Annotated in this window: 13 protein-coding genes and 1 pseudogene; 6 read left to right on the forward strand and 8 right to left on the reverse strand. The window is 73.8% G+C overall.

Annotated features, from left to right (window positions below):
- Position 1: 1 nt before the first annotated feature.
- From fabG to ACLQ2U_RS25525, 4 genes are all read right to left on the reverse strand, one after another.
- Positions 2-706 (reverse strand): 3-oxoacyl-ACP reductase FabG, encoded by a 705-nt coding sequence (gene fabG, locus ACLQ2U_RS25510; protein WP_425753320.1) that lies wholly within the window; start codon positions 704-706, stop codon positions 2-4.
- A 704-nt stretch (positions 707-1,410) separates the two neighbouring features.
- Complete coding sequence (locus ACLQ2U_RS25515; RefSeq protein ID WP_425753322.1) at positions 1,411-2,361, reverse strand: VWA domain-containing protein; 951 nt, start codon at positions 2,359-2,361, stop codon at positions 1,411-1,413.
- Positions 2,358-3,359, reverse strand: a complete 1,002-nt coding sequence (locus ACLQ2U_RS25520) for a DUF58 domain-containing protein (protein WP_425753360.1) — start codon at positions 3,357-3,359, stop codon at positions 2,358-2,360. The genes ACLQ2U_RS25515 and ACLQ2U_RS25520 overlap by 4 nt, the downstream gene beginning before the upstream one ends.
- Positions 3,338-4,444, reverse strand: a complete 1,107-nt coding sequence (locus tag ACLQ2U_RS25525) for an AAA family ATPase (protein ID WP_425753324.1) — start codon at positions 4,442-4,444, stop codon at positions 3,338-3,340. Before ACLQ2U_RS25525 ends, ACLQ2U_RS25520 begins: the two co-directional genes overlap by 22 nt.
- 239 nt (positions 4,445-4,683) lie before the next feature.
- Between ACLQ2U_RS25525 and ACLQ2U_RS25530 the strand changes: the two genes are divergently transcribed.
- The 3 genes from ACLQ2U_RS25530 to ACLQ2U_RS25540 are packed head-to-tail and all read left to right on the forward strand — an operon-like array spanning position 4,684 to position 6,939.
- Complete coding sequence (locus ACLQ2U_RS25530; RefSeq protein ID WP_425753325.1) at positions 4,684-4,914, forward strand: hypothetical protein; 231 nt, start codon at positions 4,684-4,686, stop codon at positions 4,912-4,914.
- Positions 4,915-4,936: 22 nt separating this feature from the next.
- Complete coding sequence (locus ACLQ2U_RS25535) at positions 4,937-5,464, forward strand: PH domain-containing protein (protein WP_425753329.1); 528 nt, start codon at positions 4,937-4,939, stop codon at positions 5,462-5,464.
- Positions 5,461-6,939 (forward strand): PH domain-containing protein, encoded by a 1,479-nt coding sequence (locus ACLQ2U_RS25540; RefSeq protein WP_425753332.1) that lies wholly within the window; start codon positions 5,461-5,463, stop codon positions 6,937-6,939. Before ACLQ2U_RS25535 ends, ACLQ2U_RS25540 begins: the two co-directional genes overlap by 4 nt.
- A gap of 37 nt (positions 6,940-6,976) precedes the next feature.
- Here the strand turns inward: ACLQ2U_RS25540 and ACLQ2U_RS25545 are convergent, their stop codons facing one another.
- Positions 6,977-7,999 (reverse strand): phosphatase PAP2 family protein, encoded by a 1,023-nt coding sequence (locus tag ACLQ2U_RS25545; protein WP_425753334.1) that lies wholly within the window; start codon positions 7,997-7,999, stop codon positions 6,977-6,979.
- Between the two features lie 180 nt (positions 8,000-8,179).
- Between ACLQ2U_RS25545 and ACLQ2U_RS25550 the strand changes: the two genes are divergently transcribed.
- Positions 8,180-8,584 (forward strand): thioesterase family protein, encoded by a 405-nt coding sequence (locus ACLQ2U_RS25550; RefSeq protein WP_425753336.1) that lies wholly within the window; start codon positions 8,180-8,182, stop codon positions 8,582-8,584.
- Entirely contained in the window at positions 8,581-9,408 is an 828-nt protein-coding gene (locus ACLQ2U_RS25555; protein WP_425753338.1) for an MBL fold metallo-hydrolase, read from the forward strand. Before ACLQ2U_RS25550 ends, ACLQ2U_RS25555 begins: the two co-directional genes overlap by 4 nt.
- 21 nt (positions 9,409-9,429) lie before the next feature.
- Here ACLQ2U_RS25555 and ACLQ2U_RS25560 read toward each other — a convergent pair whose 3' ends face one another.
- The 3 genes and pseudogenes from ACLQ2U_RS25560 to ACLQ2U_RS25570 all read right to left on the reverse strand — a co-directional run bounded on the left by ACLQ2U_RS25560 (position 9,430) and on the right by ACLQ2U_RS25570 (position 12,384).
- Positions 9,430-10,362 carry a carbohydrate kinase family protein gene (locus tag ACLQ2U_RS25560; protein ID WP_425753340.1) on the reverse strand — a complete coding sequence of 311 codons (933 nt, stop codon included), beginning with the start codon at positions 10,360-10,362 and terminating at the stop codon, positions 9,430-9,432.
- Positions 10,363-10,376: 14 nt separating this feature from the next.
- Positions 10,377-11,798, reverse strand: a complete 1,422-nt coding sequence (locus ACLQ2U_RS25565; RefSeq protein WP_425753342.1) for an RNA-guided endonuclease TnpB family protein — start codon at positions 11,796-11,798, stop codon at positions 10,377-10,379.
- Positions 11,795-12,384 (reverse strand): annotated as a pseudogene (locus ACLQ2U_RS25570) (IS607 family transposase). Before ACLQ2U_RS25570 ends, ACLQ2U_RS25565 begins: the two are co-directional and overlap by 4 nt.
- Before the next feature lie 98 nt (positions 12,385-12,482).
- On the opposite strand from ACLQ2U_RS25570, the gene ACLQ2U_RS25575 reads away from it, so the two are divergent.
- Positions 12,483-12,857, forward strand: a complete 375-nt coding sequence (locus tag ACLQ2U_RS25575) for a nuclear transport factor 2 family protein (RefSeq protein ID WP_425753344.1) — start codon at positions 12,483-12,485, stop codon at positions 12,855-12,857.
- Positions 12,858-13,003 lie beyond the last annotated feature (146 nt).

Consider the following 13,003-nt stretch of genomic DNA (forward strand, 5'->3'; position numbering starts at 1 on the left):
CTCAGTGACCCATGCCCAGGCCGCCGTCGACCGGGATGACGGCGCCGGAGATGTAGCCGGCCCCGTCGGAGGCCAGCCAGGTGACCACGCCCGCGACCTCGTCCGGTTCGGCGAACCGGCCGGCCGGGATGGCCTTGCGGTACTCGGTGCGGCGCTCCTCGGGCAGCGCGGCCGTCATGTCGGTGTCGATGAAGCCCGGCGCCACCACGTTGGCGGTGATGTTGCGGCTGCCCAGCTCGCGGGTGATCGAGCGGGCCACGCCCACCAGGCCGGCCTTGCTGGCCGCGTAGTTGACCTGGCCGGCGCCGCCGTAGAGGCCGACCACCGAGGAGATGAAGATCATCCGGCCCCACTTCGCCCGGAGCATCTTCGACGAGGCCCGCTTGGCGCACCGGAACGCGCCGGTGAGGTTGGTGTCGAGCACCCCGGTGAACTGCTCCTCGGACATCCGCATCAGCAGCGTGTCGTCGGTGATGCCGGCGTTGGCGACGAGCACCTCGACCGGGCCCAGCTCGGCCTCGATCGCCGTGAAGGCGGCGTCGACGGAGGCGGAGTCGGTGACGTCGCACCGCACCCCGAACAGGCCCTCCGGGGCCGCGCCGCTGCGGTGGGTCACCGCCACCCGGTCGCCCTGCTTGGCGAAGGCCTGCGCGATGGCCAGTCCGATCCCCCGGTTGCCGCCGGTCACCAGCACGGTACGGGCCACGGCTCCCCCTCTGCTCAGCTGATCTCTCGGTCGGCTCGGAGCCTAGGCGTTACCGGCAGGTAAGCGCTAACGCCGGTCAGGCCACCTCCCGGTCTCCCGTGCCCGGCGGGCGCTCCGCAGCCGGGGTCGGGAACGGTTCCGGCTGGCCCTGCGGCCCGGGCGGCATGGCCACTCGGCCCAGTGCGCGTCCCGCGCGTCCCCGTTGTACGATGATCCGCGTCTGCGGGCCGGTGTGCGGCCCGCGTTCCGGGCCCCGCCGACCGCAGGAGGTGATCGCTGTGCGAGATAGCGATCCTCCCAGTCGTGGCCGGGCCGACCGTCAGCCCCGCTGAGCTACGACTCAGTCGGTCGAGCTGACCCAGCTCCCGCTCCCCGCACCGTCACACCCCCGGCCCGCCGCCGGGGTGGCCGGTTCCTGCCGTCCCCTGCCGGGACGAGCCGCGGTGGAGCACCCCGGTCACGACTTCGTGTGCGCGCCCTGATCAACCCCTGCGGTCCGCCCCGCATGCGGATCGTCCTGCCGCCACCGGAGCCTTCCATGAGCCGTTACGTCGCCCCGCTGGGCTTCACCCTCGCCGCCGTCTGGGTGGCCGTCCTGTTCGTGCTGGCCGGCGGCGGTCACTGACCACCGCCGGCCGCCCGGCCACCGCCGGCCCGACCCGCCCGCCCGGCCCGCTCGCTCGCTCGCTCGCTCGCTCGCTCGCTCAGAGCATCCGGGACGTCCAGAGCAGGCTCAGCCCGCCGGCGCAGAGCGCGAACAGCAGCGCCACCCCGGCGTACCACTGGGTCACCTCCCGCGGCTCGGTCCGGAACCCGATCGAGCTGCCCATGTCCTGGTAGACCTGCTTGAGCTCGGAGACCGAGGCGGCCTCGTAGAAGTAGCCCTCGGTGGTCTCGGCCAGCTGCGCCAGCGCCAGCCGGTCCACCGGCACCCGCTGGAGCTGGCCGCCGATGTCCACCTGGCCGGAGTCGGTGCCGAAGGCGATGGTGGAGACCGGCACGTTGGCCGCCTGCGCCCCCGCCGCGGCCTCCTCCACCGACCGCCCCGAGGTGCGGTAGCCGTCGGAGAGCAGCACGATCCGGGCCGGCGGGATGCCGGCGGCGCCATCGGCCGGGACCGAACGGATCGCCTCCAGGCAGGTGAAGACGGCCTCGCCGGTGGCGGTCGCCTCGGCCAGCGTCAGCCCGTCGATCGCCGCGGTCACCGCGTCGCGGTCCTTGGTCGGCGCCACCAGCACGTTCGCCGCCTTCGCGAAGGAGACCAGCCCCAGGTTGTAGCTGGCCGGCAGCTCGCCGACGAACTGCTTGGCCGCCTCCTGGGCGGCCTCCAACCGGTTCGGCGCCACGTCGTCGGCCTGCATGGACAGTGACACGTCGATGGCGAGCATGACGGTGGCGCGTTCGAGCGGCTCCTTGGTGTCGACCGCCGGCCGGGCCATTCCGGTGGCGAGCGCCACCAGGGCGAGCAGGAACGCGGTGGCCGCCGCGTGCCGCCGCCAGCCCAGCCCCTTCGGCGCCACGGTGCGCAGCAGGTCGACGTTGGTGAACCGCATCGCGTACGCCCGGCGGTTTCGCTGCCGCCACACGTAGAGGGCGGCGAGGGCGAGCACCGGCAGCAGGGCCAGCAGCCACCACGGTTGCAGAAAACGGATCATCGCGTCGTCCCCCGGGTGCGGGCGTGCCGCTGGGCGGCCACGAATCGCACCATGTCCAGCAGCCAGTCTCGGTCGGTACGCAGGCTCAGGTGCCCCGCGCCGGCGGCGCGCAGCTCGGCGGCGATCGCCCCGCGCTGGGCGGCGGCCGCGTCGGCGTACCGCTGGCGCAGCCGGGGATCGGCGGTCTGCACCTCGTGCAGCTCCCCGGTCTCCGGGTCGACCACCGGCAGCACCCCCACGTCCGGCAGCTCCAGCTCGCGCGGATCGACCACCTCGATCGCCAGCACGTCGTGCCGGACCCGCAGCTTACGCAGCGGCCGACCCCACTGCTCCGGCGGCGCGAGGAAGTCCGAGATCACCACCGCCAGGCCCCGGCGGCGCGGCGGCCGGTTGAGTGCGTCGACCAGCGCGCCGAGGTCGCTGCGGCCGGGCCGGACCGGGGTGCCGGCGAGGGCCCGCAGCAGGCCCTGCGCCTCCCGGCGGCCGGAGCGGGCCGGCACCCGGGTCAGCACCCCCGGTCCGGCCGGCGGCGGGGCGGAGCGCCACCGGCCGGCCGGCGCGGCGACCTCGGGGCCGGTGCCGATCACCGCCCCGATCCGGTTGCCGCCGCGCACCGTGAGGTGGGTGAGCGCGGCCGCGGCGGCGATCACCACCTCCCGCTTGAGCCAGCGCCCGGTGCCGAAGTCCAGGCTGGCGGAGAGGTCGACCGCGAGCCAGGTCTCCAGCTCCCGGTCGGCCACCGTCCGCCGCACGTGCGGCGTGGTCGTCCGGGCGGTCACCGGCCAGTCCATTCGCCGTACGTCGTCGCCGGGGCGGTACTCGCGGGACTCCCCCGCCTCGCTGCCCGGTCCGGGCAGCAGGCCGGCGTAGTCCCCCTGGAGCAGCCCGTCGAGCTTCCGGGTCACCAGCAGCTGCAACCGGGTCAGCACCGCCTCGGCACGTTCCCCGCCGGCGTCGGCCGGACGTCCGGGTGGGGTCACGGCCGCTGCCCGGGCCAGCCCGCGGGCGGGCCGCTGACCGGTGGCGGCGGGCTCGCCTGCTGGCGGGGCGCCACCGACGGCAGCGGGATGGTCGACATGACCCGGTGCACCACGTGGTCGGCGGGCACGTCGTCGGCGAGCGCGTCGTAGCTGAGCACCAGCCGGTGCCGCAGGATGTCCGGGGCGATGTCCTGCACGTCCTGCGGCAGCGCGTAGTCCCGGCCGCGCAGCAGGGCCAGCGCCCGGGTGGCCCGCACCAGGCCGAGCGAGGCGCGCGGGCTGGCGCCGTACTGGATCAGCCGGGCGACGTCGTGCATCCCGTGCTCGGCCGGGGCGCGGGTGGCCAGCACCAGCCGGACCGCGTAGTCGACCAGCGCGTTGTGCACGAAGACCTGGTCGGCCTTGTGCTGCAGGGCGATCAGGTCGTCGGTGGTGAAGACCCGCGCCGGCTCCGGCGCGGTCACGCCCATCCGGTAGACGATCTCGCGCTCCTCGGCGTCGGTGGGGTAGCCGACCACGATCTTCATGAGGAACCGGTCGCGCTGTGCCTCCGGCAGCGGGTAGACGCCCTCCTGCTCGATCGGGTTCTGGGTGGCCATCACCAGGAACGGGTTCGGCACCCGGTGGGTCTCGCCGCCGATCGAGACCTGCCGCTCGCTCATCACCTCCAGCAGCGCCGACTGCACCTTCGCCGGGGCGCGGTTGATCTCGTCGGCGAGCAGGAAGTTGACGAAGACGGGGCCCAGCTCGACGTCGAACTTCTCGCTGGACTGCCGGTAGATCCGGGTGCCCATGATGTCGGCGGGGACCAGGTCCGGGGTGAACTGCACCCGGGCGAAGTCGCCACCGACCACCTTGGCCAGGGTTTCCACCGCGAGCGTCTTGGCCACCCCGGGGACGCCCTCCAGCAGGCAGTGCCCCCGGGCCAGGAGCGCGACGAACATCCGCTCCACCATCCGGTCCTGCCCGACGATGACCCGTTTGATCTCGAACAGCGCCCGCTCCAGCAGGCTGGCGTCCTCGGCCGGGGTGGTCACCGGCGCGGGTGTGTCCAGGGCCGCCCCGTTCGGGGTCGGGGCGTCGGGCGTGGTCGGCTGGGCCACCGGTCCTCCACAGCATGATCGGTCGTCGCGGCGTGATGCGTATCAAGACTCCCATGCCCGGCTGAGCGCCGAGGCGGGGAGAAGGCGAATTCGGCCACGCCGTCCTGTTCGACGAATCGCTGAACGAGGGTGGACACGAAGGGGTCTGCCACGTGTACGATTCACCCCGTCGCCGGGCGGCTCCCCCCGTGGCCGCCCGGCGCTCAACCTTCCGGCACCCCCGGCCTAGACTGGCCCGGGTGACTGCCCCCACCCCCGCCGACGAGGCTCCCATCTGTTCGTCCCGTGGGTGCCGCGCTCCCGCCGTCTGGGCGCTGCGCTGGAACAATCCCCGCCTGCACGAGCCGGACCGGCGCAAGACCTGGCTGGCCTGCCCGGAGCACCGGACGTCCCTCGGCGACTTCCTCGGCGCGCGCGGCTTCCTGCGGGAGGTCGCTCCCCTGCCCGGATCGCATACGCTCGAACAGTGAGCGCGCGCAGCGGAAATTCCCGGTGAACGAGGACACGCACGCGGGGCCCCCACCGGCCCCGGTCAGTGCGCTGGAACCCTGGCCGGACACCGTCCGATGGCAGCCGATCTCGCCCGACCTGATCTGGGTGGAGCTGCTCCGGCTGGCGATGGGGCTGGCCGTCGTGCTGATCGGGCTGGCGCTGGGCTGGGCGTTCAGCGGCCACTGGCTCTTCGGCGCCGCGCTCGGCGTGGTCGTGCTGCTGGGCGGCTGGCGGGCGGTGGCGATCGTCCGGGCCGTCCGGGCCTGGGGGTACGCCGAACGCGAGAACGACCTGCTGGTCCGGCACGGGCTGCTGGTCCGGCGGCTCTCCATCGTGCCGTACTCCCGGATGCAGTTCGTCGACGTCAGCGCCGGGCCGCTGGAGCGGGCCTTCGACCTCGCGACGGTGCAGTTGCACACCGCCGCCGCGGCCAGCGACGCCCGGGTGCCCGGGCTGCGCCCGGCGGAGGCGTCCCGGCTGCGCGACCGGCTCACCGCGCTGGGCGAAGACCGCGCGGAGGGGCTGTGACCGACGGCGTGCGTGGCGCCGACCCGGCCCGCTCCGAGCCGGCTCCCGCGCCGGAGCGGCCGGAACCCGGCGAACCCGCACCGGCCGACCCGAACGCGGCGGGCCACGCCGGGCCGTCCCATCCCTTCGGTACGCCACCACCCGGGCCGGCCGGTGCCGAGCCCCGGCAACGGCTGCACCCGCTCAGCCCGGTGCTGCACGGCGCGAAGTCTCTGGTCGTGGTGATCGCCGGGCTCTCCTGGTCCACCCTGTCCCGGGTCGGCTTCGGCTGGTTCGCCGCCATGGTGGTGGTGCTGGCGCTGGGCGCCACCGTGCTGGCGGTGATCAGCTGGTGGAACACCGGCTATCACATCGTGGGGCGGGAACTGCGGGTGCACGAGGGCCTGCTCTGGCGGCGCACCCGGGCCATCCCGCTGGAACGCCTGCAGGCCGTGGAGCTGGTCCGACCACTGCTCGCCCAGCTCACCGGCTTGGCCGAGCTGCGGTTGGAGGTGGTCGGCGGCGGCAAGACCGAGGCGCCGCTGGCGTACCTGGGGGTGACCGACGCGGCCGCGCTGCGGCAGCGGCTGCTCGCCGTCGCCGGCCGGGCGCCGGGGCGGACCATCGCCCCGGCGGTCGTGCCGACCGGGCCGACGGCGCCGTCCGGGCCGGTGGCGGAGCCCACCGGCCAGCCGCTGCACGCGGTCCGCAACTCCGACCTGCTGGTCAGCCAGCTGCTCACCCCGCAGGCGTTCCTGCTCCCGTTCGGCCTGGCGTTCGTCGTGGTGCACTTCCTCTCCGAGGGGTCCTGGTCGTTCATCGCGTTGGCCAGCACGCTGACCGCGATGGCCGGCGTGCTCCTGCAACCGGTCCGCCGGGTGCTCGACGACTGGAGCTTCCGGCTGGCCCGGGAGGACGACAGCCTGCGGATCCGCAATGGCCTGCTGGAGACCCGAGTGCAGACCGTGCCGTTCGACCGGGTGCAGACGGTCGGGGTGACCTGGCCGCTGCTCTGGCGGATGAAGGGCTGGCTGCGGCTGCGGCTGGAGGTGGCCGGCTACTCCGGCGGCGAGCCGGACGACCGGAACCGGCCGGACCGGCTGCTCCCCGTCGGCGACCTGCGCACCGGCGAGGAGATCGTCGCCGAGGTGCTGCCCGGGGTGCGGCTGACCGGGTTGCCGTTGACACCCCCGCCGGCCCGGGCCCGCTGGCTGGGGCCGCTGAGCGTGCGGGTGCTCGGCGCCGGTCTCGGCGAGCGGGTCTTCGCCGTCCGCTCCGGGCTGCTCACCCGACAGCTGGCGATCGTGCCGTACGCCCGGATCCAGAGCGTACGGGTGGTCCAGGGGCCGGCGCAGCGGCGGCTGCGGCTGGCGACGGTGCACGCCGACACCGCGGGCGGCGCGGGCGCCGCGGCGCAGGACCGCGACCTGGCGGAGGCGTGGGCCCTCGCGGCGGAGCTGACCGCCCGGGCGCACGCCGCGCGCGGCGTGCGCTGACGCCGGGGCGGCGGCCGGCCGCCGCCCCGGGCGCGACTCAGCGACGGACCGTCGCGGCGGGCTCCGCGGCCGGGACGGCCTCGGCCGGCACGTCCTCCGCCGGCCGGCGGTGCGCCCGGTACGCCGCCCAGCCACGCTCGGCGACCCCGACCACCAGGAACGTCAGCCCCACGTACGCCCAGCCGACCAGCACGTCGATCACGTAGTGCTCGCCGCTGTAGACCAACGTGAAGGTCATCGCCAGCGGGTACGCCAGCAGCAGCGGCCACCACCGGCGCCGGGTGGACCGCAGGAAGAACAGCACCACGAAGAGGGCGAAGGCGGTGTGCAGCGAGGGCATCGCGGCGACCGGGTTCGAGGCGATCTGCCCGGCGTTGAGCAGGTTGCCGGCGCCGTGCATGCCGAACGCCTTCCAGCCCCGGGTGGAGATCCGGGCGACCTCGGTGAGCAGGCCGTTCTGCGCCGCCCACCACGGCGGGGCGGCCGGGTAGAGGAAGTAGGTGACCAGTCCGGCGGCGCAGAGGAAACCCCAGCGCCGCATGTACGCCGCCCACCGCCCGCGGTCACGCAGCCAGAGCACCGCGGCGGCGGCCAGCGTCATCACGAAGTGGGAGAAGTAGACCCAGCTGACCAGCACGTCCCACCAGTGCACCTGCGGCTCGTAGAGGTGCTCCTGGAGCCAGACGGTCGGCACCTCGCCACCGGTGGCCCAGCCGAACATCGTCCGGTCGGCGACGATCAGCTCCATGGCGTGCGGGGTCGCGCCGTTGTCGGCGAAGCCCCGGGAGAGGTTGTACGCGGCGAGCAGCAGCACCACCGGGATCCAGTCCCGGGCGAAGCGCAGGTGGCTGCGCCAGGGCCGGGACGAGTTCCAGGCGACGGTGCCGGCCCAGATCCACAGGAACGCGTACGCCGGGTCGGTGGGCAGGCCGATGCCGAGCCAGGCGACGACGAAGGCGACGCCCCAGACGGCCATCGCGATCACGCGCCGGCGCCCGCCGTCCGGCGAGGCGGCGGGTCCGGTCGGGGCGGGGGGCTGGGGGTGAGTCACGAGGGCCATCGCGGTCAAGGTTAACGACGCGAAACATGAGGGACGACGCCGACCACCCGCCCGCTGTCCCGCAGGCGCCGGCCCACCGGGCGTCACCGGCCCGCCGGGACGCTCCCCGGCGGGCGCGCGAGGCGGTGGGATCACCGCCGGCGCCCTCCCGGCCGCCGGCGGAGGATCTAGGCTGGGCCCATGCAGGAGCGGCCGGAGAACCCCTTCCCGCCCGGGCTGACCGCCCGGGTCGAGCTGACCGTCACCGACGCCGACACCGCGCAGGCGATGGGCTCCGGTGACGTGCCGGTGCTCGGCACGCCCCGGGTGCTCGCCCTGGCCGAGGCGGCCACCGTCGCGGCCACGGCCACCCGGATGCCGCCCGGGTCGACCACCGTCGGGACCCGGGTCGAGCTGGAGCACCGGGCGGCGACGGTGGTCGGCCGCACGGTGGTGGCGCAGGCCCGGCTCGCCGCGGTCGAGGGGCGGCGGCTGGCCTTCGAGGTGACGGTCACCGACGGCGGCGAGACGGTGGCCGAGGGCCGGGTGGAGCGGGCGCTGGTGGACCGGCAGCGCTTCGTGGAGCGCGCCGCGCGGGCCTCGTGAACGCCCGGTTCGTGGCGGTCGCCGACCGGGTCCACGTGCTGCGCGAGCCGCTGCTCGACGTCAACGTGACGCTGGTGGTCGGCGACGGCGAGGCGCTGCTGGTGGACACCCTCTCCACCGCCGGGCAGGCCGCCGAGCTGGCGGTGGCGGCCCGGGCGGTCACCCCGTACCCGTGGATCGTGGTCAACACCCACCACCACTTCGACCACTGCTTCGGCAACGCCACCCTCGCCGCCGACCCGCCACGCCCGGTGTACGCGCACGAGGTGGCCGCCGCCGCGCTGCGCGAGCCGGACCGGCTGCGCCGGGCGGCGTACGAGGAGATGCGCGACGAGCGGCCGGAGCTCGCCGCCGAGCTGGCCGAGACGGTGCTGCTGGCCCCGACCCACACCGTGCACACCGAGACCGTGCTGGACGTCGGGGGCCGCCGGGTGGTGCTGCGTCACCCGGGTCACGGGCACACCGACGCCGACCTGGTGGTGCACGTGCCGGACGCCGACGTTCTGGTCGCCGGAGACCTGGTGGAGCAGGGCGGGCCGCCCGCCTTCGAGGACTCGTACCCCCTGCGGTGGCCGGACGCGCTGGCCGAGCTGCTGCGGCTGACCACGCCCGCGACGGTGGTCGTGCCCGGGCACGGCGCCCCGGTGGACGCGGAGTTCGTCCAGGCCCAGCACGCCCAGCTGGTCGAGCTGGCCTGGCTGATCCGCGCCGCGCACACCGCCGCCGCCCCGCCGGAACGCGTGGCCGCCGATTCCCCGTTCGGCGCCCGCCCCGGGCTGGCCGCCGCCCGCCGCGGCTACGCCGAACTCGACGGCACCGCCTGACCCGGCCGCCGGGCGCCGGACTCAGGAGGCGAAGCGCTCGAGCACCTCGGCGCGGGTGGGCATGGAGACCGCGCCGCCCGGCGACTCGCAGACCAGGCCGGCGACCCGCAGCGCGAACGCCACCCGCTCGTGCCAGCCGGTCGGCTCGGCCGGCTCGCCAGCGACCAGCAGATCCGCGATGAGCGCCGCCATCACCGAGTCGCCGGCGCCGGTGGCGTCGACCGCCCGGACCTTCGGCGCGGGCACGCGTACCGGATCGGGGCCGGCGGCGACCACGGCGCCGTCCGCGCCGAGGGTGACCACGACGGCCCCGGCGCCCAGTTCCCGCAGGTACGCCGCGACGCCCTCCACCGGCTCGCCCGGCCAGAGCAGCCCGGCGTCGGCGGCGCTGAGCTTCACCAGGTGCGCCCCGGCGGCGAACTCGACCACCACCTCGCGCAGCCCGGCCAGCGCGGCCGGACCGTCGAGCAGCCGGGGGCGCACGTTGGGGTCGAAGACCCGCAGCCGGGTGGTGAGCGACCAGGCCCGGCGGGCGGCGGCGAGCACCGGCGGGCAGAGCAGCACAATGGACCCGCAGTAGAGCACGTCGGCGCCCTCGACCAGCGCGACGTCCAGGTCGTCGGCGGTGAGCAGGCCGTACGAGGGCGGGTCGCCGTAGAACCGGAAGTCCGGCTCGGGCCCGGCGTGGGTGGTCACCGCGAGGCTGGTGGGCGCCGACACGGTGACCGCTCCGGTCAACCCGACGCCGGCGTCGTCGAGAAAACTCCGGATCCGGCCGGCCAGCACGTCGTCGCCGAGCGAGCCGACGAACTGCGCCGCGCCACCGAGCCGGGACAGCCCGACGGCCACGTTGAGCGGGCCACCGCCGATCTCCTGCCGGAAGACGGGCCGCCCCTCGCACTCGGCGTCGAGCAGGTCGACCAGGGCCTCGCCGAGCACCACCGCGTATCCCACGTCTGCTTCCTTTTTCATTGCTCACGCCTGTGCAGGCGTGAGTGCGGTCGGATGGTTCGCTCTCCGCCGTCGATAGCCCGGCTGGAGTCCTGGATCGGCAGTCTGATCCGGTGGCGATCGGTCCGCGCCTGCAAGATCTCCTTCACCCGTTTGTGGGTGGTGTGGAGGGTGATGTCGGGGTCATCGTGTCTTCGCAGGACGTTGATCGCGGCGGCATGGTCCGCCTGCCACACGACCCCGCACCGGGTGCAGTGAAGCCGATCCCGGTCACGGCGGCCGAGGCCACCGCATCGAGGACAGGCTTGTGACGTGTAGGCGGCGTTGACCAGCACGAGCGCAGAACCTCTGCGCTCCGACACATTCTGCAACGCCTCGGCGGTGACACCTTTCGTCCACGCGGCGAGGCGCCGGCTCATGTTCTTACCGAGCTTCCTGCGCCCGGCGAACGTTGTGGTGAGATCTTCGGCCACGACGACCTTGGCCTTGTCGACCACGGCGTGGACGGCGGTGAAGACTTCCGTCCGGATCTGGGCACGGTGCCGGGCGGCTTGCCGGTCCCGCTTGAGGGTGCCGAGGTTGTTCGCCTTGATCCGGGCGGCTTTGGCGTGGTCGCCGCGCAGGGCGGCGTTGTTCGCGATCGAGCGGAGCTTCGCTCGACGCCGGTTGCGCTCCTTCAGTCGGTCCGACTCGGCGGTCAGCAGCGCGCCGAGGTTGATGCCGTGGCGGTCACCGTCTGAATCGGTCAGCGCTTCGGTATAGCCCTTGTCGACACCGATCTCCCGGTCACCGCACGGCCGCTGCGACGACGGCAGGTCCGCGGCGTCGACCTGGTAGTGGACCTCGACCCGGCCGCCGCGCAGGATCAGCCGCAGCGTTCCCGACGGAGCGACTGTCGTGGACAGCGGCACCAGGACCGGCTTACGCGGTTCAAGGCCGGGAACGGCCAGCCACACATTCCCGCCGTCAGTCAGCCGGTAGGTGCGAACTTTGTCGGCGCGGATGATGATCTGATCACGGGTGTGGTTCTTGCCTCGCCGCCAGTGCCTGCGCATCAGCCGGGACAGGTAGGGGTCCTCGGCCCACCGGTCGGCCTTCACCAAGGAGAACAACCGCTTCCGGGGAACCGGATCGGCAGCGCGTCGGGCGACCGCGCGGCGGACGGCGACCTTCGCGGCCTCCCGGTTCGCGGCGATGTCGGCCATCGCATCGCGGAGGGTTTCCTTCCACGCGTTCGCCGGCACCCCGAAGCGCCGTGCGTCGCCGTCGGCCAGCCACTGATCGCGGACCTGCCGGTCCCGCAGCCCCGCCCCGGCGACGCAGCCGAACCGCTGCCACACCTCGGACCTGACCCGACCAAGGCGCCGCGCCTGCTCTAGCAGAGCCGCGTACTTGCCCGGGTTGAGGCGAGCCGAGTAGGCGATCCGGGTGACCTTCACCGGCCACCGCCCGACAACTCGTCCTTCAGGGCCTTCTCGTAACGGCGCAGACCGTCAACGCGGCACGAGAACGCGTGCACAATCGCCAGTAGGTCCTCAACAAGCTCCTGCCGCGGCGACAGCGACTCCTGGTTCGCCACGACGATCTCGCAGCCGTTGCGGTTCGCGACATGCTCCAGGAAGTCGAACCCGAACCTGGCCAGCCGGTCCCAGTGCGCCACCACCATCGTGCCGATCTCACCGCGGTCCACCGCGTCTATAAGCGCGACAAGCTTCTCGCGACGCAGGTTCATACCGCCACCGATCTCGGACACCCACTCATCGACCGCCAATCCACGAGCAAGGCAGAACTGCTCCATGGCCGCGACCTGCGAGGCGAGATCGTTCCTTTGGCCCGGTGACGACACCCGGCATGTTCAGCAAAGCCAGGTCGCAGGACCATCCAAACGTCGCTGTCGTCGAAGTACCGCTGCCCGGACCGGCTGCGCTTGGCCACCAGGCGCCCCTCGGACTCCCAGCGACGCACGGTACTCGCGGACCGCCCGATGCGCTCCGCGAACTCGCCAATCCGGTACAGCCCGCCCATATCCGCTAGCTATACACAACTCTACGCAAGAAGTCACGCACTAGTCGGCCCCTCCTCGAGGTCTGATCTTGTCGCATCAGGTTGGCACACTGCGCGGCATGTTGAGTGCTGAAGACACCGTATTGGCGTACTGGGCCGCGTGCGAGGCCCGGGACTGGGAGCGGTTCGGGGCACTGCTCACCGAGGAGGTCGTCTACGAGCTGCCGCAGACCCGGGAGCGGATCCACGGCCGCGCCGACTACCTACGGTTCAACCGGGAGTACCCGGGCGACTGGCATCTCGCCGTGGTCCGCGTCGTCGGCTCCGGCGCGGCCGCGGCCAGCTGGACCTCGTTCACCGTCGACGGCGAGCCGACCCCGGCCACCACCTTCTTCCAGCTGGACGAGGCCGGGTCGATCGTGCGCATCACCGAGTTCTGGCCGGAGCCGTACGAACCGCCGGCCGGCCGGGAGCACCTCGTCGAGCGGTACTGACACATCGAGGAACGGCTATTCGCTGACACCAATCCCGGACAGCTCGAGAGGTGGGCGGCCGGGCGGGCCCGAACCACGCGGTACGCCGCCGCCGGGGGGCCGCCCGGCGGTGAGCGGGCCCGGTGGCCGAACCCCGGCGTGGTGTT

Origin of the sequence: Micromonospora sp. DT47 (assembly GCF_049844475.1) — a bacterium.
Taxonomy (GTDB): domain Bacteria; phylum Actinomycetota; class Actinomycetes; order Mycobacteriales; family Micromonosporaceae; genus Micromonospora.

Bases quoted from the DNA above. Each gene is read 5' to 3' on its own strand.
- ACLQ2U_RS25515 (WP_425753322.1), bottom strand. From the start codon at position 2,361: ATGATCCGTTTTCTGCAACCGTGGTGGCTGCTGGCCCTGCTGCCGGTG.
- ACLQ2U_RS25545 (WP_425753334.1), bottom strand. From the start codon at position 7,999: ATGGCCCTCGTGACTCACCCCCAGCCCCCCGCCCCGACCGGACCCGCC.
- ACLQ2U_RS25550 (WP_425753336.1), top strand. From the start codon at position 8,180: ATGCAGGAGCGGCCGGAGAACCCCTTCCCGCCCGGGCTGACCGCCCGG.
- ACLQ2U_RS25575 (WP_425753344.1), top strand. From the start codon at position 12,483: ATGTTGAGTGCTGAAGACACCGTATTGGCGTACTGGGCCGCGTGCGAG.